The sequence below is a fragment of the Undibacterium sp. Tian12W genome (assembly GCF_049339405.1).
Classification (GTDB): domain Bacteria; phylum Pseudomonadota; class Gammaproteobacteria; order Burkholderiales; family Burkholderiaceae_D; genus Undibacterium.
In genome coordinates, this window is sequence record NZ_JBMPPK010000010.1 from 44,896 (window position 1) to 67,415 (window position 22,520).

At 52.7% G+C, this 22,520-nt stretch carries 18 protein-coding genes; 9 read left to right on the forward strand and 9 right to left on the reverse strand.

Annotation, left to right across the window (positions count from 1 at the left end; genetic code table 11):
* Nucleotides 1–64: 64 nt before the first annotated feature.
* Nucleotides 65–1,177, reverse strand: a complete 1,113-nt coding sequence (gene hppD, locus ACO0LI_RS13930) for a 4-hydroxyphenylpyruvate dioxygenase (RefSeq protein ID WP_422939555.1) — start codon at nt 1,175–1,177, stop codon at nt 65–67.
* Nucleotides 1,178–1,355: 178 nt separating this feature from the next.
* Between hppD and ACO0LI_RS13935 the strand changes: the two genes are divergently transcribed.
* Both ACO0LI_RS13935 and ACO0LI_RS13940 read left to right on the forward strand, forming a co-directional pair.
* Nucleotides 1,356–1,859: an Lrp/AsnC family transcriptional regulator gene (locus ACO0LI_RS13935; protein ID WP_423033048.1), complete on the forward strand. Its 504-nt coding sequence runs from the start codon at nt 1,356–1,358 to the stop codon at nt 1,857–1,859.
* Nucleotides 1,860–2,021: 162 nt separating this feature from the next.
* Nucleotides 2,022–2,327: a hypothetical protein gene (locus ACO0LI_RS13940; protein ID WP_423033049.1), complete on the forward strand. Its 306-nt coding sequence runs from the start codon at nt 2,022–2,024 to the stop codon at nt 2,325–2,327.
* Between the two features lie 20 nt (nt 2,328–2,347).
* Here the strand turns inward: ACO0LI_RS13940 and ACO0LI_RS13945 are convergent, their stop codons facing one another.
* The 4 genes from ACO0LI_RS13945 to ACO0LI_RS13960 all read right to left on the reverse strand — a co-directional run bounded on the left by ACO0LI_RS13945 (nt 2,348) and on the right by ACO0LI_RS13960 (nt 7,090).
* Nucleotides 2,348–3,034: a GNAT family N-acetyltransferase gene (locus ACO0LI_RS13945; protein WP_423033050.1), complete on the reverse strand. Its 687-nt coding sequence runs from the start codon at nt 3,032–3,034 to the stop codon at nt 2,348–2,350.
* A 199-nt stretch (nt 3,035–3,233) separates the two neighbouring features.
* Complete coding sequence (locus tag ACO0LI_RS13950) at nt 3,234–4,358, reverse strand: multifunctional CCA addition/repair protein (RefSeq protein ID WP_423033051.1); 1,125 nt, start codon at nt 4,356–4,358, stop codon at nt 3,234–3,236.
* Nucleotides 4,359–4,381: 23 nt separating this feature from the next.
* Entirely contained in the window at nt 4,382–5,095 is a 714-nt protein-coding gene (locus ACO0LI_RS13955; RefSeq protein WP_423033052.1) for a glutathione S-transferase family protein, read from the reverse strand.
* 27 nt (nt 5,096–5,122) lie between these two features.
* The gene (locus tag ACO0LI_RS13960) at nt 5,123–7,090 is read right to left on the reverse strand and encodes a transglycosylase SLT domain-containing protein (protein WP_423033053.1); all 1,968 of its coding nucleotides are present in this window, start codon (nt 7,088–7,090) and stop codon (nt 5,123–5,125) included.
* A 33-nt stretch (nt 7,091–7,123) separates the two neighbouring features.
* On the opposite strand from ACO0LI_RS13960, the gene ACO0LI_RS13965 reads away from it, so the two are divergent.
* Nucleotides 7,124–7,702: a 5-formyltetrahydrofolate cyclo-ligase gene (locus ACO0LI_RS13965; RefSeq protein ID WP_423033054.1), complete on the forward strand. Its 579-nt coding sequence runs from the start codon at nt 7,124–7,126 to the stop codon at nt 7,700–7,702.
* Nucleotides 7,703–7,740: 38 nt separating this feature from the next.
* Here the strand turns inward: ACO0LI_RS13965 and ACO0LI_RS13970 are convergent, their stop codons facing one another.
* The 3 genes from ACO0LI_RS13970 to ACO0LI_RS13980 form a co-directional block, all read right to left on the reverse strand.
* A complete protein-coding gene (locus ACO0LI_RS13970) occupies nt 7,741–10,548 on the reverse strand; it encodes a tetratricopeptide repeat protein (protein WP_423033055.1) in 2,808 nt (935 codons plus the stop codon).
* A 100-nt stretch (nt 10,549–10,648) separates the two neighbouring features.
* Complete coding sequence (locus ACO0LI_RS13975) at nt 10,649–11,770, reverse strand: TatD family hydrolase (RefSeq protein ID WP_423033056.1); 1,122 nt, start codon at nt 11,768–11,770, stop codon at nt 10,649–10,651.
* A 50-nt stretch (nt 11,771–11,820) separates the two neighbouring features.
* A complete protein-coding gene (locus ACO0LI_RS13980) occupies nt 11,821–13,215 on the reverse strand; it encodes a nucleotide pyrophosphatase/phosphodiesterase family protein (RefSeq protein WP_423033057.1) in 1,395 nt (464 codons plus the stop codon).
* Between the two features lie 412 nt (nt 13,216–13,627).
* Here ACO0LI_RS13980 and ACO0LI_RS13985 point away from each other — a divergent pair, with 412 nt between their 5' ends.
* The 6 genes from ACO0LI_RS13985 (at nt 13,628) to ACO0LI_RS14010 (ending at nt 21,312) form a co-directional block, all read left to right on the forward strand.
* Nucleotides 13,628–16,306 (forward strand): ferritin-like domain-containing protein, encoded by a 2,679-nt coding sequence (locus ACO0LI_RS13985; RefSeq protein ID WP_423033058.1) that lies wholly within the window; start codon nt 13,628–13,630, stop codon nt 16,304–16,306.
* A 161-nt stretch (nt 16,307–16,467) separates the two neighbouring features.
* Entirely contained in the window at nt 16,468–17,751 is a 1,284-nt protein-coding gene (locus ACO0LI_RS13990; RefSeq protein WP_423033059.1) for a 3-dehydroquinate synthase, read from the forward strand.
* 7 nt (nt 17,752–17,758) lie between these two features.
* Entirely contained in the window at nt 17,759–18,979 is a 1,221-nt protein-coding gene (eboE, locus tag ACO0LI_RS13995) for a metabolite traffic protein EboE (RefSeq protein ID WP_423033060.1), read from the forward strand.
* On the forward strand, nt 18,976–19,923 hold the full coding sequence (locus tag ACO0LI_RS14000; RefSeq protein WP_422950764.1) for a UbiA family prenyltransferase: 948 nt from the start codon (nt 18,976–18,978) through the stop codon (nt 19,921–19,923). The genes eboE and ACO0LI_RS14000 overlap by 4 nt, the downstream gene beginning before the upstream one ends.
* A gap of 23 nt (nt 19,924–19,946) precedes the next feature.
* Nucleotides 19,947–20,846 (forward strand): EboA domain-containing protein, encoded by a 900-nt coding sequence (locus ACO0LI_RS14005; protein ID WP_423033061.1) that lies wholly within the window; start codon nt 19,947–19,949, stop codon nt 20,844–20,846.
* 31 nt (nt 20,847–20,877) lie between these two features.
* On the forward strand, nt 20,878–21,312 hold the full coding sequence (locus ACO0LI_RS14010) for a GAF domain-containing protein (protein WP_422950766.1): 435 nt from the start codon (nt 20,878–20,880) through the stop codon (nt 21,310–21,312).
* On the opposite strand, the gene ACO0LI_RS14015 is transcribed toward ACO0LI_RS14010, so the two are convergent.
* A complete protein-coding gene (locus tag ACO0LI_RS14015; protein ID WP_423033062.1) occupies nt 21,309–22,394 on the reverse strand; it encodes a hypothetical protein in 1,086 nt (361 codons plus the stop codon). The genes ACO0LI_RS14010 and ACO0LI_RS14015 overlap by 4 nt on opposite strands.
* Nucleotides 22,395–22,520: the final 126 nt, after the last annotated feature.

Consider the following 22,520-nt stretch of genomic DNA (forward strand, 5'->3'; position numbering starts at 1 on the left):
ATCAGATGATGACCAGCCTCTTTCATATCTCCATTAGCTATTAGCGAAACAAAGTTTTAATGCATCAGGCAGTTGTTTCGTCTTTGATGACGCCACGACGGATCTGATCCAGCTCAATAGATTCAAACAGGGCGCGGAAATTACCTTCACCAAAACCCTGGTCGCCCTTGCGCTGGATGATTTCAAAGAAGATAGGGCCGATGACTGTGGTCGTGAAAATCTGCAACAGCAATTCACGTGATGTTTCTGTGCTCTTGCCATCGACCAGAATGCGCAGCTTGCGCAATTCTTCGAGGTTTTCGCCATGGCCAGGCAGGCGGCGATCGACCAGGTCATAGTAAGTTTCTATGGTGTCCTGGAACACCACGCCATTGGCTTTCATGCCGCCAACGGTGTCATAGATATTGTCTGTACCCATGGCGATATGCTGCACGCCTTCGCCGTGGTACAGATCCAGGTATTCAGCGATCTGGGATTTGTCATCCGAAGATTCGTTGATAGGAATACGGATTTTGCCGCATGGAGAAGTCATGGCTTTGGACTTCAGGCCTGTGTGTTTGCCAGCGATATCGAAGTAACGGATTTCGCGGAAGTTGAACAGGGTTTCATAGAAATCTGCCCATTCCTTCATGCGGCCACGGTGTACATTGTGGGTCAGATGATCGATGTAAGTCAGGCCCTTGCCGACAGGATTGGAATCCACGCCTGGCAACGCTACGAAGTCAGCATCATAGATACTGATATTGCCGATGGCACCTGCATCTGCACCATCTTTACCATGCCAGCGATCAACGAAATAAATCAGGGAATCACCAATGCCTTTGATGGCAGGGATATTCAATTCCATAGGGCCGGTTTTATTGTCAAAACCCCAGGCACCCAGTTCCAGTGCGCGCTTGTAGGCAGCATTGGCATCCTTGACGCGGAAAGCGAATGCGCAAACAGATTGACCATGTTTGCGGGCAAATTTTTGTGCGAAAGAATCAGGTTCTGCGTTGATGATGAAATTCACACCGCCTTGACGGAATAAAGTCACATCCTTGGTGCGATGTTTGGCTATCGCTGTAAAACCCATGGTGACAAACAAGTCGCCCAGTGCTTTTGGATCGGGTGCTGCGTACTCGATAAACTCAAAGCCATCGGTACCCATAGGGTTTTCCCAAGTTTGGAAAGTCATGCCTGTCTCCTCAGTGTGATCATCAATGTCCGCTGCATCTACCGCTTTCAAGGCTGGCTTTGATGTAGCTCAAGCTCTCAGTATAGTCTGCGAAACGCGCCATATAATTGCAAAATAACCCAATGGTTTATCAATTTGAGCAATAATATTGCTTAATTTGTTTTGTATGAGGCATATTATGCTTGAAGTTGAGCTGGACAAGATAGACCGCAAGATACTGGCGATTTTGCAGGCCGATGGCAGGCTGACCAATCAGGAAGTGGCTGAGCGCGTCAACCTGTCGCCATCACCCTGCCTGCGCCGTATCAAGCGCCTCGAAGATAGCGGTGTCATCCGCAAATACGTGGCCTTGCTGGAACCCGCCAAGATAGGCCTGGGTTTGCTGGCCTATGTCAATGTGCGGCTGGAAAAGCACAGCGATGCCCCCGGCAAGGGTGCTTCACGCTCACCGCGCGATGACTTCTCAGCCTCAGTAGGACAGTGGCCCGAGGTGGTGGCCTGTTATGCGATGACAGGCGAAATGGATTATCTCTTGCGGGTGCATGTGGAGGACATGAATCACTTTTCGCGCTTCATGATGGAGACGCTTTTGCGGCATGCTGCTGTGCTGGATGTGAAGTCGAGTTTTGCCTTGCAGCAGATTAAGGATACGACGGCCTTGCCGGTGGTTGTTGGGGCATGATTGCCTGCGTCGATGAGCTGAATTTGATTGGAAATTCTATTTTTTACAAGTGCAGCGAGATTTGTTAATATCCGCAGCGGTAACATTTTGATACATATTGCCTGAATAATAAAATTGTCTGGATGGTTAGACAGATCCGGTTTAATAAGCAAGGGAAATGACATGACAAAAAATGAAGTTTCGGCGAGGGTGCACCGTTGGCTATCTTACTTTTACGGCGCTATGTTATTTTTCTTTGTATGTATTTTCATGCTTGCGAGTATGGACATTACAGCTGTCTGGCCTGCAATATTGGGTCTTGGTGTATTTATCGCTATACATTTCTTCACTTCTGTTGGTGCTCAAAAGAAAGAGTTCTGGGCCAGAGGCGTTTCAATAGTGTTAGGCATACTGATGCTATTTGCTTTTCCTATCGGTACCATACTAGGTTGTATCTTGCTGTTCAACAGCAACTGGAATGAAGGATAGTCGTGTTGATGGTCCGGGGATTATTTTGACTTGCCCCGTATTCCCGGCAAATGCCTGAGCCATTTTGCCGCAGCGCGGGTATTTGCCTTGATGGTGTAATCAATCGCGGCGACCTGTTCCTGCATTGCTTCTCTGAGCATGCTGGCGGCGTCGGCTGGCAAGAGCTTGAGGTAGGCGTCAGCTTCGCCATAGGCGCGGTGGATTTCCATGCCCGCCTTCTTGGCGATATGTATCATGGTCTGGTTTGATGACAGGCAATGCATGTACAGGGTATCAACATCATCATTGCGACAGTGAATGGCACCGCGTTCAAACAGCTTGGAACCTATGCCCTTGCCACGTGCATTGCCGGAGACGGAGACACCAAATTCTGCGACCTTGTCCTTGTTGCTGTGCTCATCATCTTCACTGCGGGGAGCATACGCAAGGTGACCAACTCCGACCACATTGAAGCTGTGGCTGATGACGCCAAATACCTTGTCGCGGGAAAAGTCTATGCCATCGACATATTTTTCTACCATGGCATCGGGCAGGTAAGTACCAAAGCGTAGCAGGCGGTCACTTTCTTCAAGGCCAAGAAAATGTCTCATGATGCGGTGCCGGTCTTTTTCTGACAATTCCTTGACAAAAATAGTGGGTTTGGAGGGCTTGTTGGAAGAGTCGAGCAAGTGTTTGGGATCTTCAGGAAACATATCAGACGCATTCATATCAGCTCCTTATGGGTAGCTTTTTGTGCACTGCACAATGCATTGTAGATGATCTGCCCTGATTATTCCAGAAAAGCCCGGTTTTTGAGAATAAACCTTCTATTCACTCAGTGGAGCCGGAATGAAACCGCAATGAAGTCAGTGCCTGACCTGGCTTTGTATGTGACTTATTTATCTACTTATTTATCTGCTTACTTAGTTACTTAATCATGGCTTCCAGCGCTGCTATCCTGGCTGCCCGTATCGCTACGGGAATCTGTGCCGGGTTGCTAGTATGCAAACTGGCAATCTCGCCGCCATTGACTTGTTGTACTACCTCCAGCGACTTGCTCAGGCTGGCTAGTGGTGCATATGGCTGGTCCGGCTGGGCATACAGGCAGGCTGTTGCATGCAATAGTTCGAGGAAACGCTGGGGTTTGCGGTAGGCATCGCAGCGCCCGAGCAAATCGACAGTGTCTGCCGCAGACAGGCCAGCTGCGTCCTTGATACATAAATGTTCACGTGCCAGCATGATAGCGAGGTCACGGCATTCTGCCGGGACTTTCAGGCGCTGGCAGATGCCATCAACGAGCTTGCCTGGCAAATCATGCAAGAGCACGGCATAGCGCAGCTGCAGAGCTAAATCTGCCTGTGCGCTGGCATCCAGCAATTGCATGAGGCGCTGCATTTGCACTTTTGGCAAGGCATCAATTTCTGGCAACAAGCGCTGCAGTGCACCGCAACTCTGCAAGACTGCAAACATGCGTGAAGGACGGACTTCCATCAGGCCGCGAGAAATTTCTTGCCATACCCGTTCGGCAACGAGAGCATCGACCTCACCGGCAGTCACCATGGTTTGCATCAGCGCTGCAGTTTCTTCTGCGACGCTAAAGTCTTGCGGTGGGATGGCAAAGCGAGCGGCAAAGCGGGCCAGCCGCAGTATACGTACCGGGTCTTCACAAAATGCCATCGATACATGGCGGAACACGCGGTTTTTGATATCTTGCAGGCCACCATAAGGGTCGATGATATTACCGTCATCATCCTGCGCCATCGCATTGATGCTGAGGTCGCGGCGTATCAGGTCTTGTTCCAGCGTGACTTCTGCATCGGTATGAAAGACAAAACCCTTGTAACCCGCAGCCGTCTTGCGTTCAGTACGCGCTAGTGCGTATTCTTCATGGGTTTTGGGATGCAGGAATACCGGGAAATCCTTGCCTACCGGCAGGTAACCCTGGGCCAGCATGTCTTCAGGAGTAGCACCGACGACGACAAAATCGCGGTCTTGCACCGGGAAGCCGAGCAAGGCATCGCGCACGGCTCCGCCTACGATGTATGTTTTCATCGATGTCTTCATGCAGCTATGGCTCAATCGCCGTGGCGGCTGTCATGGCCAGGCATGTTTTCGGTTTCCATCAAGGCTTCCCTGACCCACAGGGCTACCGCCGGATGGGCAATGACGCGGTCAGCATAGGCTTGCAGGGCCGGGGCCAGCGATACACCATAAGTGCGAAAACGCATAACCACCGGTGCGAAGTAGGCGTCGGCAATCGAGAATGCGCCAAACAAAAATTCATGCGCACCATACAGGGCCAGGCAATCTTCCCAGATTTCGCTGATGCGGCCTATGTCAGCCTGTGAACCTATGGTGCGGCCCTTGCCAAACAGGTCGGCGCGGATATTCATGGGCATGTCAAAGCGCAACGAAGAAAAGCCGGAATGCATCTCCGCACAGATGCTGCGTGCAGTGGCTCTTGCGGCGACATCTTCTGGCCACAGATTGAGTATCGAGAATTGCTCGGCCAGGTATTCACAGATTGCCAGAGAATCCCAGATCGTGATTTCACCTGCCAGCAAGACTGGCACACGACCGGCAGCAGAATATTCGGCGATGCGGTTGGTGGTATCCGGCTGGTTCAGTACGATGCGTATTTCTTCAAACGGAATGCCAAAGGCCTTCATCAGCACCCATGGGCGCATGGACCAGGAGGAATAATTTTTATTGCCTATCACCAGTCGCAAACCGGCACGGTGCTGGTCCAGCAGGGCGGCCAAGGCGGGTTGCATTTCTGTATCTTGCATGATGTGTATGCGTAAAATTAAAAGCGCTTAAAGATTGGCCGGAATATCGGATTCAGTCGCTGTCATGCCCTTGGGTACTACCATGCCCAGGCGAGTCTTCAGTGATTGCGGTTTTTTCTCGAACAGGGCGGCATAGTAAGTTGCATTCGACAAGACATTCTTGACATAGCCACGGGTTTCATTAAACGGTATGGTCTCGGCAAAGATCGCCCCTTCCACCGGGCGGCTCAGCTTCGAGCGCCAGGCACGTGGGCGGCCAGGGCCCGCATTGTAAGCGGCGGATGCCAGCGCTTGCGAACCACCAAGATCAGTCAGGACCATGTTCAGATAATTTGTGCCGAGGGCAATATTGGTTTCCACATCATTGACCTGGGTAGGTACAAAATTGCCGAGGCCAATTTTCTTGGCCACATAACGCGCTGTCGCTGGCATCAACTGCATGAGACCAGAGGCGCCTACATGTGACTTGGCATTCATGATGAAACGTGATTCCTGGCGTATCAAGCCATACACCCAGGCCATGTCCATGCCCAGTGCCTGAGTAGTCTTGTACATGCTGTCATTGAACGGCGTAGGGTAGCGCTGGCTGAAATCCAGTTCACCCTTGGTGCGGTCCGAAGTATTCACCATGCGGTCCAGCAAATTATTTTGTCTTGCCAGCTCAGCTGCCGCCAGATGCTGGCGTTCGCTCATCTTGCGCAACTCCCAGTTCCATTCACGCGTGCCTTCAAAGCGCAAATTCATGGCATAAAATCTCAAGGCTCTTTGCAGGTTGGGATTTTTTTCCATCGGTGCCAGTTCTTCTGGCGTTACAGGCTTGACGGTGGCGGGCAAACCGATTTTCTGGCCTTGCTCTTCGAGCGCGAGTTGTCCGTAAAAATGGAGTTGATCAGCGATGCTGGCAAACTGTTGACGCGCTTCTTCATTTTTGCCTTCTGCCTTCAGGGCGCGGCCATACCAATAGACCCAGGTTGGTTCACTCTTGAGGCTGGCAGGCATGGCGGTGATGCTGGATTTCACCAGTTTCCAGTCCAGTTCACGCAAGGCAGTACGGGTGCGCCATTGATAGGCTTCCAGCGTCAGCGGAGCGCCTTCGCTTTTTTGCCAGTAGCCTAAAGCTTCTGGCTCCAGCTTCAGCGCAGCTTGCATGGCAATTTGCGCCCAACCCAGGGCTTTTTCATTGTCAGTGAACAGGGCCGCATGACGGCTGAGTGTCGCGGCAGCCTGCTCGTGATCAGTTTTGGCCAGGCGGCCAAGGGCGATCAGGTAAAGCTCATGTGCTGCATGGCCGGCATCCGGTGCTTTTTTCAACAGGCCGGCAGGTTTGTCGATGACTTCTGCGACTTGCTTTTCTGGCAGATTCAGCAACTTGCCTATGCGTTGCGCCAGGGGTATGGCACCGTTTTCTGCTGCCATGCGCATTTGCGCCCATAAATCATACTGGTTGAATTGCCCGTTAGCAGACAGATAAGTCACCAGCGCATAACAGCCTTCGCCATAGTCACGCGGACTATTGAGCAAATTACGTGCTTCCGTTGCCACTTTTTGCTGTTTGTTTGCCTTTGATAACAGGGAATAGCAGCGCAGCTGATTATCATCGGCAACTACAAATTGCGGATATTGCTGATCAAACAAGTCCCACTCACCGCGCCTGCCCAACATGAGCAGCCAGTCATTACGCAGGCGGTCGGCGATGGCGCTGCCTTCATACTTGCTAATAAATTCACGGAATTCGCTATTGCTGGTTTTTACCAGGCGCGAACGTATGCGGTAATAATCGATGTAGGAAGGAATGTCATAATTCTTCAGCGCCGCAGCATATTGCTCGACGCTAGCAGCGTCATCATGCATGGCGGCATCGCGCAGCGCCATGAAACGGTCATCATCATTGGCAATCAGGCTCCTTTTCGCTGGCGCTGCATAGGCGAAAGGGCTTGTTGCAAAACCTGCTAAGATCATCAGGCCAAGACTAGCTAAACTTTTTTTCACAGACATCTTTTGACAGTTTGAGATTACATTTCTGACAGTATGACACAGCCCAAGAATAGCGCACACAAACTCAGCATTGAAACAGCGCAAAGTCGCCCCGAATTGCGCAAGCTCCTGCGTAAAAAACGCCAGGAGATCACGGCAGAACAAAAGCAGGTGCTGGATGCAGAGATAGGAAGACAATTACTTGCATGGTGTCAGCAAAACCAGCCAGCCAGCCTGGGCGTGTATTGGCCGATACAGGCTGAACCGGATTTGCGTCCCTGTTACCAGCAATTGCAGGATAGTGGCTTGCGCCTGGCCCTGCCATTGGTGACGGGCAAGGACATGGCTTTAAGTTTTCTTGACTGGCAGGCCGGAGATGACATGGCGGTCGATAGTTATGGCATCGCCATCCCTGCCCATGGCAGGCTGGTGAGCCAGCCGCCGGTCCTGATCATCCCCTGCCTGGGGTGGAATGCAGCAGGTTACCGCCTGGGTTATGGTGGTGGCTTTTATGACCGCACCCTGGCCGCCAGCCCGCGTCCTGTGGCGATAGGTATTGCCTATGCCTGCACTGAGGCTGAATTTGCCTCAGAGCCGCATGATATTGCGATGGACTTCATTATCAAGGCTTAGGCCCCGCATTCAGCTTTATTTGCAGTTTTATCTTAGTTTTATTTCTGACACCAGGTTTGCCACATGGAACGGTAAGCTGCTTCCACCTTGCGGCAAAAGCCGGTTTCATCCATGAGCTTGCTATTTTGCATCTGGCTGCGCTGGCTCATGCGCAGGGTGCTCAGGTAATCCGGGTTCGATGCCAGGCGGACGACTTTTTCCACATATTCATCTTCTGTACGGGCTATCCATTCTGGCCGCCCCAGGCCTTCCAGTATGCTGGCACCTATGCCACCAACCCCCGGCCTGCCCTGCAGGCTGACAAAAGGCACACCCATATACAGGGTTTCAAACAGGGTAGTGCCTGAATTATGCGGGAAGCAATCGAGGCCTATATCCATGCCCCTGAGCACATCCCATGGCGGGCTGTGCACGCCAATTTGCAGGCGGCTCCTGTCTATGCCCAGGGCTATAAATTTATCTTCCATGGCCTTGCGCGTGGCAGCATCACTGAAGTTACTGCTGTCTATTACCAGCCTGGCGTTTTCCAGACGTTGCAATATTTTTGCCCAGGTGAGTATGACTTTATGGTTGATGCGCACTGCGCGGCTTAGGGTGCCTAGCGTAATATAGCCATTCTTGAGGGCTGGCAGACTCGACACTGCGCCCATGCCTTCCTTGGGTCTGTAGGCAAATACCGGGCTATCGACACGCCAGATTTTTTCGGCAAACAGCGCTTCTGTCCTGTACGGGGCGGTAGATGAATCTGCCAGAAAATAATCGATAGCCTGCAAACCAGTCGTGTAGCCAAAGCCCAGCCAGGATAAAGATACCGGCGCTGGTTTGCGGGCAAATACGCGCAGACGGTTATTGCTGGTATGTCCGGCCAGGTCGATCAGGATATCGATGCCATCTGCACGGATCCGGTCTGCCAGTGCGTCATCATTTAAATGTGTCGTAGGTATCCAATGATGGGCGTAGCTGCGATAGCGCTCTGACACTGCATCTTCAGTCAGCAATTCAGAATAGGCATAAACTTCAAACTGGTTTTTGTCATGATGCGCCATCAGCGGTTCAAGGAAATGCTGTACCGGGTGGCGGCGCAAATCTGGTGATACATAACCTATCTTCAGACGGCGGTCTGCGGTCTTGTTATTCGTAGGCGGGCGCTGCAGCTGGTACAGCGGTGCGGCAAAGCGCTGTTCATATTCACGGTAGGCAGCAAAAATCTCTTCTGCACTCAGGTCTGGATGATAGTTCAGGGCAAACAGCAAATTGCCATAGGCTTCAGAAAAATTCGGGCGGTATTCCAGTGCCTGGCGATAGGCATTTACGGCCTCGGGGATCATGCCCTGGTCATCAAACAGGGCACCGAGGCTATTGTAGGCATCGGCAAAATCAGGCTTGAGTTTGATCGCCTGCTCAAAGCACTGGTGCGCTGCTGTCTGATGGCTGAAGTGCATGTGCAGCTTGCCATACTCGTGCAGGGCGTTGAAGGAATTGGGATTGAGTTTCAGTGCCTGCTGAAAACTGGTTTCGGCTTCGGCATAGCGATTTTGCTGATACAACAAACTTCCCAGATTGCCGTGATGGTCTGCATTGCCAGGCTCCAGCGACAATGCCTTGTGATAATTTGCTTCTGCCAGTGCAAACTGTCCGCTGCCGCTGTAAATGTGCGCGAGATTACTCAAGGCGATACTGAAGCAGGGATTGCATTCCAGGCAGCGCTCGTAACTTGCTTGCGCCTCTTTCAATTTACCTTGCTCTTGCAAGACGACACCAAGATTACAGTGTGCTTCGGTAAAGTCGGGCTTGAGTTGTACTGCCTGCTGGTAATGCTGTATCGCTTGCTCAAGCAGGCCTTGTTCCTTGAGTACGACGGCCAGATTGTAATGATGAACTGGCTCTGACGGTGCCTGGTTCAGCATCTGCTTATAAATATTGGCCGCATCGGCAAAACGCCTTTGTTGCATGTACAGGTTCAGCAAGTTGTCACGCGCATTGGTGTTCTCAGGCTGGCGCTGATAGAGATTCTTGAGCAAGGTCTCGGCATCAGCCTGCCTGCCTTGCTGCTGGTACAGGTTGATCAGGAATAAATCTGCATTAAACAATTCAGGTTGTGCAGCAATCGCCTTTTGGAAACAGGATTCTGCCTCTGCCATGTGGCCCTGGCTGGCCAGTATCATGCCGAGGTTGCAATAGGCGTAGTAATGTTGTGGATCCAGTTTCAGCAGCTCTTCATAATGATGGATGGCCCCGATAAAATGGTCGCGCTGCTGGAAAAGTATGCCGAGGTTGAAATGCGCATGCGTCATTTGCGGATTGATTTCCAGTGCGCGCAGATAAGCCTGCTCAGCCTCAGGATTTTTACCCAGCAATGACAGGCTGACGGCAAGATTGAAATGAGCAATCGTATTACCAGGCTCTTGTGCAATGACGTGCTGATAACACTGTATGGCCTCTGCAGAGCGAGATTGTCCATCCAGAGTCAGGCCCAGATTGATCCAGTTTTCCAGCGATTCTGGCCTGGCTTGCAACACCAGGCGATATACTGCCTCCGCTTCTGGCAACAGCATTTTTTCATACAGCCTGTCAGCCAGGATATTGGCTGGCAGGTTTTCTGCCGGATCAAGTTGCAGTTTTTGATAGGCGACAGCAAGGGCATTCTGGTCGCCTTCTACCATCACGGTAGTTGCCTCTGTCGTTGACTGAGCAGTTTGTTCTGGTAGTGGTTCGGGCGCGGCCGCAGTCCCAATCGCAGTAGCGTCAGCCACTGGCAGATTATCCTGGTCAGCGGGTTTGCTGTCATGCGCTTGTTGCGAGGTGTCTGTCGATTTTGAAAAAGTGTTTTTAAGCCATTTCAACATGGGAGCAGGTCATCTGGTTGGTATCAATTCCAGGTATTTTACCCAGTAATCAGCCTTGCTGGCTGCAAATTGATGTACCAGATGACCGCACTCAGGCGTATCAGCGGATGATATCCGGATTCAAGACTTCTTCATCCACTCTTGGTGTCTGCCCACGCAGCACAGAATTGCCGCTATACAGAGTGCGCTGGTCTATCTTGGCTGGTTGGCACCAGTGAGCTTCCTGCATCTCCTGGTTCAGGCCATACACGGACAAGGCATTGGCATACACGACCTGATGTATCACCTCGGCAGAGATGCCACGGCTGGCCATCAAGCGCGCTGATTTGGGTACGGCCAGTGGGTCAGACACCCCCCAGTCACAGGCCGAGTTGACGATGATGCGCTCGGGGCCATATTGATTGACGATGTCAGCCAGTCTTTCATTACCCATCTTGGTCGATGGATAGATCGTGAAGGCGCACCAGTAACCACGGTCCAGTACCTCTTGCACGGTTTCTTCATTATTGTGGTCGATAACGCAGCGCGCCGGGTCAAAGCCGCATTCTTCCAGCACGTCCATGGTGCGGGTGGTACCGCGTTTTTTGTCACGGTGCGGCGTGTGTATCATGATGGGTAATTCAAATTCTATTGCCATGGCGATTTGCGCACGCAGGGCCTTGTCCTCGAGTTCAGTCTGTTCGTCATAACCAATTTCACCAAGTGCGACCACACCTTCCTTGCCAAGGTAGCGTGGCATGATGTCGAGCACCGCTTCTGCCAGTGCCGGGTTATTTGCCTCTTTGGGGTTAAGACCTATCGCGCAATAGTGGCGTATGCCAAACTGCCCGGCACGAAACCGCTCGAAGCCGGTGATGGTAGAAAAATAATCGATGAAACTGCCGACATTGGTGCGCAACTGCCCGAGCCAGAATGCCGGTTCTATAACCGCGACGATGCCGGCCTTAGCCATGGCTTCGTAATCATCGGTAGTGCGGGCGATCATGTGGGCATGCGGGTCTATCATCATGCCATTGCCACCACTGGGCAATTGACGGAATGCTGCCTGGCCCTGTTGCAGTTGCCCAGCCTGGGCCAGCAGGTTTTGCAGCATCTGCGGCGTGATCGTGCCATTGCAGCAGGGGCAGGTGACGGCACGGTCAGAAAACATTTCATCGACTATCGTGCTGTCGGCAACGAAGTTGCCAGGGTACTTATTTTGGGGTGTGCCATTCTCGTTCATTTGCCTGCTCCTGAGCGTGCATCTTTAAATATGATTTTCAAACACAATTTTCAAACATTATTTTCAAACATGATTTTTAAGGCGATGTCCTTGATATCAGCCGCATGAACTTCGTTCACGCCATCGGACTTTGCCTGGTCCAGTATCAGCAAGGGGCCATCGGCCACATCATCCACCGGCCTGCCGTGCGAACCCTTGACCAGGCTGGCATCGAGGCCGATGACGTTCATGAGGCTGCGCAAACCCAGCAGGCGCTTGCCCAGCCGCCATGCGACGGCAAGTTTGGGGAAGTGGATATTTTTATCGACAAACAATTCAGCCGGGTCATAGCCGGGTTTGCGGTGTATCTCTACCGTGCGCGCAAAGTCAGGCGCCAGCGCATCATCTTGCCAGTAATAGTAGGTGAACCATGAGCGCTGGTCTGCCATGACGACCAGTTCACCAGAGCGCGGGTGATCCAGCCCTATTTCTGCGCGCTCGCTACCGGCCCAGATACCTTCTACACCAGCGACCCCGGCGAGCAGCCTGCGCACCGGCGCAATCAGCTCTGGCCTGGAGATATACACATGGGCAAACTGGTGGTCAGCCACCGCATAGGCGCTGGAGGCAATCGGGTCCAGCAGTTCTGCACCATCTTCCTGGCGCACTACCAGATACCCGGCTTCACGCAGTATGCGGTTCAGGTGCACCGGGCGATCGACAGCAGTGATGCCATATTCAGACAGTATCATGACGCGGCGCCCGGCCTGTTGTGCATGGGCGATCAGGTCTCCGGCCACTTCGTCTATATCTCGCAGCGATTGCTGTACCGCCGGGCTTGTCAGGTTGGGCCCATGTCTTTGCAAGTCATAGTCAAGGTGGGGCAGATAGACCATGGTCAGGGTGGGATTCTTTTCCGTGATCGCCAGCTTGGCAGCATCAGCTATCCAGCGGCTGGACTTGATCGTGGTGGCTGGCCCCCAGAACTGGAACAGCGGGAAGGCACCGAGTTTTTGAGTCAGCTCATCGCGCCATTCTGGCGGCGTTGTATAACAGTCGGGCAGCTTGCGGCCATCTGCCTTGTAGATAGGGCGGGGTGTAATGCCATAGTCATGGCTGGATGCCATGTTGTACCACCAGAACAGGTTTGCACAAGTGAACCTGGGGTCGCGCGCCTTGCCTGCTTCCCAGATTTTTTCTCCGGTGATGAGCTTGTTCGATTGCCGCCAGAACCAGATTTCTGCCAGATCACGGAATAACCAGCCATTCCCGACTATGCCATGTTGTTGCGGCGGCAGCCCCGTCATCATGCTGGCCTGTACGGTACAGGTGACGGCGGGTGTCACGGTTTGCAGGGGCAGCAGCCTGCCCTGTTCAACAAAGGCCTTGAGCCTCGGTGTGTAGGTTCCTATCAGGCGGGGTGTCAGTCCAACGATATTCAGTATTAACAGGGTCTGGGCTTGCATCGCAAATCTTTGTTCATTGGCTATGTGGCTGGGTCGGCTGGTTTGGCAGGTTTGGCAGGCATGAAACAGGTTTGCGCTGCAAAGCCTGCCCTTGTCTTACTCCTTGCTGGCCCCTCTTGTTGCCTGATTATTATCTTATCCATGGTTTACTGCAACATGCTTTATGTAAAAAATGTTTCTTTTTGGTTAATTTAAAAATGTCATCATAATTCAACATTTGTTTGCAAATAATCATTGATTATTTTGCATTAATGTTTCAATATTTGTAATTGTGTGCTGCCCGTTCAGGACGGCACGACGGTTATCCGCAGAGCATAGGGTGCCGTCATCAGTGTCATCACAATCAACATGACAAACCCAGCAAACCCAGGTAAGCCCGTCAATTCACTTGATATCTACCCCAGGAGTCACCATGAGTTATCTAAGTCTTCCCCGTCTGGTTTTTGCCGGGCAGTTTCAAGCGGATGTATCCACGGTCAATAATGACCCTGAACATTTCAATACAGCGCGTTTCCGTTCGAATTACCAGATGCCGGGCCCAGGCGCCAGCAATGGCTGGTGGAATCCTAATGGCACCGGCTCGTGGCGTTTCCGCCAGTGCGTAGTAACCAGCGTGGTGTATAAAGATGGCAGCACTTGCAGCGACCCCAGTCTTGATCCTGTCATCGGTCTGGCTGTGAATGGTACCGACAGCAGGGTGGAGGGCAAGCTGGTTGATCTCGATAGTGAACAACAGATGGTGTCGCAGATCTGGGGCTTCTCGGTCAATCTTGGCAGCGAGGCATCCGGCATGGGTTTCCGTAGCCGCTTCGCGGTCGCGCCGTTTGCGGACATCTGGGTCAATTACCCACCTGGCGAGCCAGATTCATTCTTTTGCGCTTATTACCAGTCAGTGCTGGAGCAGATCAGCATCACCGGTGCCGGACCTTCGCGCTTCCTGCAAGAGTTGCTGGCTGAGAATAAAACGCCAGACAATTTCAGTATCAAGTTCAATGTCGATAGTTTTGACGACACCATGTCTTCGCCCAATTTTACTTTTGGCCGTGTGGTTGGCAGCATAGGTTTGCATGATGCTTGTGAGCCCCGGCATTTTGTGCCTGGCCGCCGCCTGTGGGCAGTGCCAGGACAAACAGCCAATGACGCCATCGGGCAAATTGTCGGCAATGTGCTGACACTGGATTTAGGCAATAGCTTGTCTATCGCAGAACTGGGCGGTGCCCGCGCAGATTCTGGCAGCCTGACTATAGCCTTGCTGCCGAATGATGGCCCGCCGCAATTGCTGGCCGAAGTCAATTACCAGGGGCAGCACTGGTATGAAAGCACGGCAGGCATAGTCTCCATTCCCTTGAGCAGCACACAGCTCGCCGCAGCCGGTAATACCCCGCTGGGCCTGGTCAAAAACGCTAACCAGCCCTTGCTGGCAGAAGCACCGAATGGTCAGTGGGTGAGGGCAGATAATTTTGTTTTCAGATTCAATCCGCCAGAAAACACCGGCGTGCATTTTTATGCGAGCAGCTTTGGGCAGCCGCTGGCAAATACCCAGATCAGTCTCGGCTATGATCCGTCTGCGATGCAAGGCCAGGTCACCCAGGGGCCGGTATCGGGCCCGCAACAAGTTGGTACACCTACTGAAGCACTGGCTTTCCAGACCAGCATTACAACCGGCAGCGATGGCCGGGCAGAATTGACACTGAAAGCGACCGACCCTGGTAATCCACGCGGCTATATTGATGGTCAGGTGTATTGCGTCACCTACCAGATAGGCAGTACGCCACCGCCGCTGGGCAGTGTGGGTAACGGCGCACTGACGCTGAATGCGCTGGTCTTCAGCGGCTACGCCATACCCGACAAGCCAGACTGGATGTCGGATGTACGTCCTATCTTCCAGCAATATGCTGACCTCTATCCCATCATGCACAAGATCGTTGATCTGTCGAATTATGCGAGCCTGACGAACAAGATTTATGCACTCAAGAATGTGTTCAAGGCGCCGGTGTCTGACCCCAATTACATGCCGGTGACGCGCGACCTTTCTACCCAAAAGCGCGAGATGCTGTTGAAGTGGCTGGAAAGTCCGCTCTACATGGAGCTTGATTCTGTTCCCGATCTGCATCGTGCCCTGCAACAGGCGATAGAGCTGGAGCATGCGACCATACCGCCATACCTGACTGCGCTCTACAGTATCAAGCCAAATGCCAATATAGAAGTGGCGCAGTTGATACGCAGTGTCGTCATGGAAGAAATGTTGCACATGGCACTGGTCGCCAATCTGATGATATCCATCGGTGGCAAACCCACGTTCAATCGCCCCAAATTCGTGCCGGTGTATCCTGGCTCCCTGCCCGGTGGTTTAAGGGCGGACCTCAATGTGCGCCTGCGCAAATGCTCGATTGATCAGTTGCGCGCCTTCATGTCCATAGAGCAGCCAGAAAAAACCGTAGAGCCCGTGCATTACCGTGCCAGGAGAGGCGAGCCTGTTGATACCTCGAAATACACCATAGGCTGGTTCTATGATGAAATCAAACAGACACTGACGGACTTGAGTAATGCCGGACAGATCAGTTTTGGCAATGCAGAGAAACAGGTCACAGAATGGCATGGCACAGGCAAACTGTTCGCGATCACTTCACTGGCGGATGCATGCCGCGCGATAGATGAAATCAAGCGTCAAGGCGAGGGCGCAAGTTCACGTCATCCCGGTGATGGCGATGGTGAATTGTCGCACTATTACAAATACGCCGAGATCGTCAATGGACATCGCCTTGTGAAAAGCGAACATGGCTTTGCCTATAGTGGCGAAAAAATCCCGTTTGACCCTGATGGTGTCTGGCCCATGATGGATGACCCCAATCTGGCACTCTATCCCAAGGGTTCACGCGCACGCATCTTGCAGGAGCAATTCGCCAATACTTATCAGGCGCTGCTGAATGGCTTGCATATTGCCTTCAATGGTGAGCCAGAAAAACTGGGCCAGGCAGTTGGCCTGATGTTCTCGCTTGGCCTGGCTGCGCAGCAATTGATGGAGACGCCTTCAGGTTTGAGTGATGGCACAACGGCAGGGCCAAGCTTCCAGCTGCCTTTCCCTGATTGAATGAACCCTTGTGTTTCCTCCAGGCAGTGTTGCTGATGTTGCCAATGTTGTCGATGTTGTCTGGAGGGATTGATAAATTTGCAAACAAATGCATATCAGTTTTATAATCAATTACAGCATGATGGTGAACTGGATGTGGATATCCATGAAAAGGACTTCTCGTGAAATTGGCTGAACTCAACAGGCTGCCCGATCTTGATGTGACGGCACCATCTGCCTTGCGCGGTGCCTGGCAACAGCAACATGTGCGTGTCGATTATTCTTTCCCTGTGGTATCCACCCGCGATGCCTTTGATATTGCCAATCCTGATTTTCGTGCGGTTGTGACTTTGCGCGAACCGCAACGCCGCCACCGCCTCGCCATTTTTCTCGATGAAGGTGTGGCCAGGGCCATGCCTGGTCTCGCCGAACAGATACTGACTTATATCAACTTCCATCATGAAGCGATGGAATTGATCGCTGACATCTTCATGATGCCCGGTGGCGAAGCCTGCAAGAATGATCCCACCCTCGTAGAAACACTGTTGCAGGCATTGTCAGAGCGGGCGATAGACCGGCATTCCTATGCTATCGCCATAGGTGGCGGTGCAGTGCTCGATGCAGTCGGTTATGCGTCTGCGATTTTCCACCGCGGGGTGCGTCATATACGCTTCCCGACTACGGTGCTGGCGCAAGATGACAGCGGGGTTGGTGTCAAGAACGCCGTCAACTGGCAAGGCCAGAAAAATCTCATCGGCACGTTCGCACCGCCCTGGGCCGTCATCAATGATGCGGCTTTCATCGATATCCTGCCTGTGCGTGAAAAACGGGCAGGGCTGGCAGAGGCTGTCAAGGTGGCCCTGATACGTGACCATGCTTTCTTCCTCATGATGGAAAAACAGTTGCCCGCGCTGGCCGCATTTGACAGCGCAATCCTGAACAGCGTCATCGCCCGTTCAGCCAGCCTGCACATGCACCAGATCGCGCATGGTGGTGATCCGTTTGAAAGCGGTTCCGCCCGACCTCTTGATTATGGCCACTGGGTCGCCCACAAACTAGAACGCCTGACTGCACATGCGCTGTCTCATGGCGAGGCGGTGGCGATAGGCCTGGCGCTTGATGCCCGTTATTCCTGCCTCGCCGGTTTATTGCCAGCAGGAGAAGATGCGCGCATCCACCGCTTGTTGACACAACTGGGTTTTGACTTGTGGCATCCACAATTACTCGCACAGAATACGCAAGACGAATTACTGGTGCTGCAGGGTTTGCGAGAATTCCGTGAACACCTGGGCGGAGAATTAACCATCACCTTGCTGGCGGCGATAGGCAGTGGAGTAGAAGTACATGAGATGGATGCCGGACTGGTGCGTGCAGCAATAGGCTGGTTGCAAAGCCTGCAGGCAAGCGCACAGCTAACAATATCACCCGCAATATCAACCGCAGCATCCATCACCATCGCAGGCTGAGGCTGATATGCTGATATCCCTGCCACCGCAAAACGTGCACCTGACTTACTGCACGAATATCCATGCGGGTGAAAGCTGGGAAGAAATCAGCGCCAGTCTCAATGAAACTATCCCCATACTCAGGAAAAAACTGGAGCTGCTTGAAGGCCAGCCCTTCGGCATAGGTCTGAGGTTGTCGGCGATTGCTGCCGACAGTCTGGCCCAGCCTGCAGTCTTGCAGCAATTCAAGGCGCAATTGCAGAACCTGGGTGCCTATGTATTCACCATCAATGCTTTTCCTTACGGGCCTTTTCACACCGTCAGGGTCAAGGAGCAAGTCTATCTTCCAGACTGGCGCGATGCTGAACGTTTGCGCTACACCAGGCAATGCGCCACGATTTTAAGCAAGCTCCTGCCTGACGATATGGAAGGCAGTATTTCCACCGTTCCTGGTGCCTACAAATCTGAAACACAAACTGCTGATGCACAACAGCAGATTGTTGAGCAGCTCATACAGGCAGTTGCCATGCTGGCCCAGATCGAACAAAAGACAGAAAAATGCATAGCCTTGGCACTGGAACCAGAGCCCTGCTGTTTTCTGGAAACCATGAGCGAGACCACGGCTTTTTTCTGTGGCCAGCTATGGGCAAAAGACAGCATTAGCAAGCTGGCTGCATTGCTCGCCTGCACAGAAGCGCAGGCTGAGCGCCTGATGCGCCGTCATCTGGGTGTGTGCTATGACGTCTGCCATGCTGCTGTCGAATTTGAAGACCCCGTCCATGCCATGCAGACCCTGACCGCGCTCGGCATACGCATACCCAAGATACAGTTATCTTGCGCCTTGCGCATTCCTGTCATGCATGCAAATTTGTTGAGTGAATTGCGGCGTTTTGATGACGGTGTTTATCTGCATCAGGTCGTGATCCAGAATCAAGATGAGTTGCAGCGTTATACCGACCTGCCTGCTGCGCTCGCCTCATACCAGGCTGGCCATGCAGACGGTGAATGGCGTGTACATTGCCATGTGCCTATCTTCTGGGATAGTGAGCAACAGCAAGCTTCAACACTGGGATCAACCCGTGCAGATTTGCTGGCGACTTTGCGGGCTTTGCGCAAGCAAGGTTTTTCGGGGCATCTGGAAGTCGAGACTTATACCTGGGATGTCTTGCCTGCGCATTTGAAGACTGAATCCAAGGCCCACGCTATTGCGCGCGAGCTCAGTTTTATCATGAAAGAACTGCTGACATGAATACTTTAGTCATGAATAACAGCCGCATGAGTATTTATCTGCGGCTGGGCCGGGTATCCAACCTGCCTACGGTATGGACCAATGTGCTGGCGGGTGCCATCGTTGCTGGCAGCATTACTGGTCGTCCTTTATCCCTCATGCATATGCTGCTGGTCATGCTGGCGATATCGGCTTTTTATTGTGCGGGCATGTACTTGAATGATGCCTTTGACCGTGAAATTGATGCCCGCGAAAGACCGGGGCGACCGATTCCTTCTGGCCAGATCAGCGCGAGGGCTGTGTTTGCCATAGGCTTTGTCCTGCAAGTAGCGGGCATTGCCATACTTAGCTATTACGGCAACTGGGCTATCGTCTGTGGCTGTGCACTGGCCGCGACCATCCTGCTGTACAACGTCTGGCACAAGGGTAATCCACTGAGCCCGCTGATCATGGGCCTGTGTCGCGCCCTGGTGTATTTTGTTGCCGCTGCCAGTGTCATGATGGTAGAGCTTAATACTACAAACGAGCAGCCTCCGACCAGCACTGTATTGCTCAATACCACGGTAGTGCTGGCAGCACTGGCTATCTGGGCGCATGTGGTGGGTCTGACCTATGCTGCAAAACAAGAGAGCTTGAACCGTCTTGGCAGCCTGTGGCCCTTACTGATACTGGCCTTGCCCGTGCTTTTGTATGGCAGCCGTTCTGTCACCAGTTGGGCCGATGGCGGGCTGGCCTTGCTGATGCTGCTGGCTCTGATCGTTGCAGACGTCATCGCTGTGCGTCTGTTGATTACCCGCCATATTGCAGGTTCGGTACCAAAGGCCGTGGCGCAATTGATTGCTGCAACATCCTTGCTGGATGCACTGGTGATTGCCATCGCCGGTGGTGGTGTTGCGGCCGTCGCGTTTTGCCTTTGCGCCTTTGTCCTGACCAGGGTTTTGCAGCGTGTCATTCCCGGAACCTGATCCATCATTTGAAGGCGGCAATCATGAGACATCCATCTTTAGAAGAAATGCAGGCACTGACGCCAACTGCTGCAGCATTGTCACAACTCGATATCTGGATAGCCGCACGCAGCACGCCAGAAGCCTTGCTATGGTTCCGCCTGCAATGCCAGCAAATCAGCACTGCGAAACAGGAGCGTGATGTGTATCGCGCCATGGGCATGGCTTCGCGCAAACTTGGCAAACAGGATTTGAATTTGACTGTAGAGGAACTGGCCGCAGCGCACGCATTGCGCCCTGGTTTTGACCCCTCGGCCTGGAGCGTCGATATCGCAGCCAGGGTGGCTTTCCTGCTCGCCAGCTATGCCGGAGATGAAGCGCAATTCGCTAGGCAGCTCGACAGCATCGCTGACAGTGCAGAGATCAATGAGCTGATCGCTTTGTATTCCGGCTTTCCCTTGTATCCCGCAGCGGTGGCGATAGAACACCGCGCCCGCGAAGCGATACGCTCCAGCATGCGTCCCATTTTTGAAGCGATGGCGCACCGTAACCCTTACCCCATGCTGTCGTTTGATGAGGCAGCGTGGAACCAGATGGTCGTCAAATGTTTTTTTCTCGACAGCCCGCTATGGCCAGTGCAAGGCCTGGAGCAAAGGAATAATCCTGCCCTCGCTGCTATCCTGATTGATCTCGCCCATGAACGCTGGGCAGCGGGGCGGGCCATCAGTCCCGAATTATGGCGCTGCGTGACACCACAACTGGCATTGCTTGGCGAACCAGAATTATTGCGCACACTTGAACAAGGCAGCATGGCAGAAAAGCTGGCGATCGCCAAAAGTCTGCCTGCCCATGACAGCAAGATTCGCACACTGTGCCAACAACAGAATCTGATCACCGCAGCAAAAGACCAGAGCTGGCAAGAGCTGCTGCAAGACTCACACTGATAGCAATACTCATAAACTGAGGAGAATGAATATGTTTGAAAAAAACACAGAGCATCAGCAATGGCTGGAAGACAGCATCGCCAATCTCGATGCTGCCGCAGGCACTATCCATGTACAGCGCGGTGAAGATTTATACCTGAGTGCCGCCTTGCGCATACCTGAACCTGTGCTCGCCATCGTTGCCCATGTCAGTCATGGCAAGGGCATGGCAGGTGCGGCACAACTAAGCAAGACACCTGTGCAAACCTGCAATCTGCAAGACGATAAAAGCGGCAATATACGACCCGGTGCCAAGGCAGTTGGCGCGCAGGCGGCAATCGCGATTCCCCTGCTCAGCAAAGCGGGCGATGTCATGGCCGTGGTTGGTTTCGCCTGGCAAAAAGAAGGTGATCCGGCAGAGTGGGTGGCACAGGCGCCTTTCCCTGCCAAACTGGCTGAACTGACTGCGCGTTTACAGGCGATCTAGTTTTCGAGCAATATCAGTTTTCGCACATAGCCTTCCAGCGCCTCGGTTTCTCCATCCGCATTGGCGATGGGGCGACCAGGCAGGCCCATGCCTTCGCTGATGAAGACCGTATTGCCTGCCACGCATAAATTCGATGGTGTATCCAGATGTCTGGCAAGGCAAGTTACCGTGCGCTTGTCCAGATCAAAGCGAAGCAGGCGACCGGAATAGCGCTTGAAGCCACCATGCCAGGCGGTTTGTGGTATTTCATTTGCAGGCATGGGTTCTAAAAAATCTTCGCATAATTCCAGCACCAGCAATTGCCCTTGTTCAGTGTATGCCATGCCGGTGGCCAGCGTCAGGCCTGCTATGACTGTGCTGACTTCACCCGTAGCAAGATCGAGCCTGACGATCTGGCTTACGCCTTTTTCAAAGTTGATGCCCATCTTGTCGGCATCGCCTTGCAACTCGCCAGAGAACAGGGAAATCAATACTGGCTGATCGCCACTCCCCGCTTTTGAATGTTGATCAAGGATAATCGTCACTGGTACGGCGTGTTGACCACTCGATAAATCTGCCAGCACACCGACCACTGTTTCCGGCTGGCCATCAATGAATTCTATCGCCTGGTTGGTATCTGGCTTGACCGTCAGCCAGCTTTGTCTTTGTGGGTGATAACAAAGCGCATTTAAATTGCCACTGCTATGTATCAGTGGCTGAGGCGGCAAGCTAGTCAAATCAAGAATACGTGAACCAGCAACATAATCTGTCTGGCTCAACAACCAGCGGCCATCACCGTACGCGATATCGGCAAGTCCGAATATTTCATCCCGGCACATGCGTGCCTGCATATTCATGGAGCGAAAGCCATCAGCAAGTACCTCGCACCTTGCATACCCGCCATCAGCATTTTGTTTGAATTGCAGTAGCCGTCCTGAGAAAGGCTGTGCAGCATCACCACTGCCTGCTTCCACCAGCAACAGGCTGCCATCTTGTTTGAGTTTGATGCCGCGTGGATTATTCAGGCCGCGCAAGACAATGCTGGATGCGCATCGCTGCTGCATCATGAGTTGCGGCACAAGGATGGGTAGCGGGTTTGCCATGTAATGAGCCTGAAAATGAGCCTAAAAATGAGCCTAAAAATGAGCCTAAAAATGAGCCTAAAAATGAGCCTAAATGAGTTCAATGCAGGTCAGTGTTTCACAAAAGGCAATTGTGGTCAATATGAT

Coding starts and splice junctions, on each gene's coding strand:
- ACO0LI_RS13940 (WP_423033049.1), top strand. CDS start 2,022: ATGACAAAAAATGAAGTTTCGGCGAGGGTGCACCGTTGGCTATCTTAC.
- ACO0LI_RS14015 (WP_423033062.1), bottom strand. CDS start 22,394: ATGGCAAACCCGCTACCCATCCTTGTGCCGCAACTCATGATGCAGCAG.
- ACO0LI_RS13945 (WP_423033050.1), bottom strand. CDS start 3,034: ATGAATGCGTCTGATATGTTTCCTGAAGATCCCAAACACTTGCTCGAC.
- hppD (WP_422939555.1), bottom strand. CDS start 1,177: ATGACTTTCCAAACTTGGGAAAACCCTATGGGTACCGATGGCTTTGAG.
- ACO0LI_RS13980 (WP_423033057.1), bottom strand. CDS start 13,215: ATGCAAGCCCAGACCCTGTTAATACTGAATATCGTTGGACTGACACCC.
- ACO0LI_RS14005 (WP_423033061.1), top strand. CDS start 19,947: ATGAGACATCCATCTTTAGAAGAAATGCAGGCACTGACGCCAACTGCT.
- ACO0LI_RS13970 (WP_423033055.1), bottom strand. CDS start 10,548: ATGTTGAAATGGCTTAAAAACACTTTTTCAAAATCGACAGACACCTCG.
- ACO0LI_RS13985 (WP_423033058.1), top strand. CDS start 13,628: ATGAGTTATCTAAGTCTTCCCCGTCTGGTTTTTGCCGGGCAGTTTCAA.
- ACO0LI_RS13975 (WP_423033056.1), bottom strand. CDS start 11,770: ATGAACGAGAATGGCACACCCCAAAATAAGTACCCTGGCAACTTCGTT.
- ACO0LI_RS14000 (WP_422950764.1), top strand. CDS start 18,976: ATGAATACTTTAGTCATGAATAACAGCCGCATGAGTATTTATCTGCGG.
- eboE (WP_423033060.1), top strand. CDS start 17,759: ATGCTGATATCCCTGCCACCGCAAAACGTGCACCTGACTTACTGCACG.
- ACO0LI_RS13950 (WP_423033051.1), bottom strand. CDS start 4,358: ATGAAAACATACATCGTAGGCGGAGCCGTGCGCGATGCCTTGCTCGGC.
- ACO0LI_RS13935 (WP_423033048.1), top strand. CDS start 1,356: ATGCTTGAAGTTGAGCTGGACAAGATAGACCGCAAGATACTGGCGATT.
- ACO0LI_RS13965 (WP_423033054.1), top strand. CDS start 7,124: ATGACACAGCCCAAGAATAGCGCACACAAACTCAGCATTGAAACAGCG.
- ACO0LI_RS13960 (WP_423033053.1), bottom strand. CDS start 7,090: ATGTCTGTGAAAAAAAGTTTAGCTAGTCTTGGCCTGATGATCTTAGCA.
- ACO0LI_RS13955 (WP_423033052.1), bottom strand. CDS start 5,095: ATGCAAGATACAGAAATGCAACCCGCCTTGGCCGCCCTGCTGGACCAG.
- ACO0LI_RS14010 (WP_422950766.1), top strand. CDS start 20,878: ATGTTTGAAAAAAACACAGAGCATCAGCAATGGCTGGAAGACAGCATC.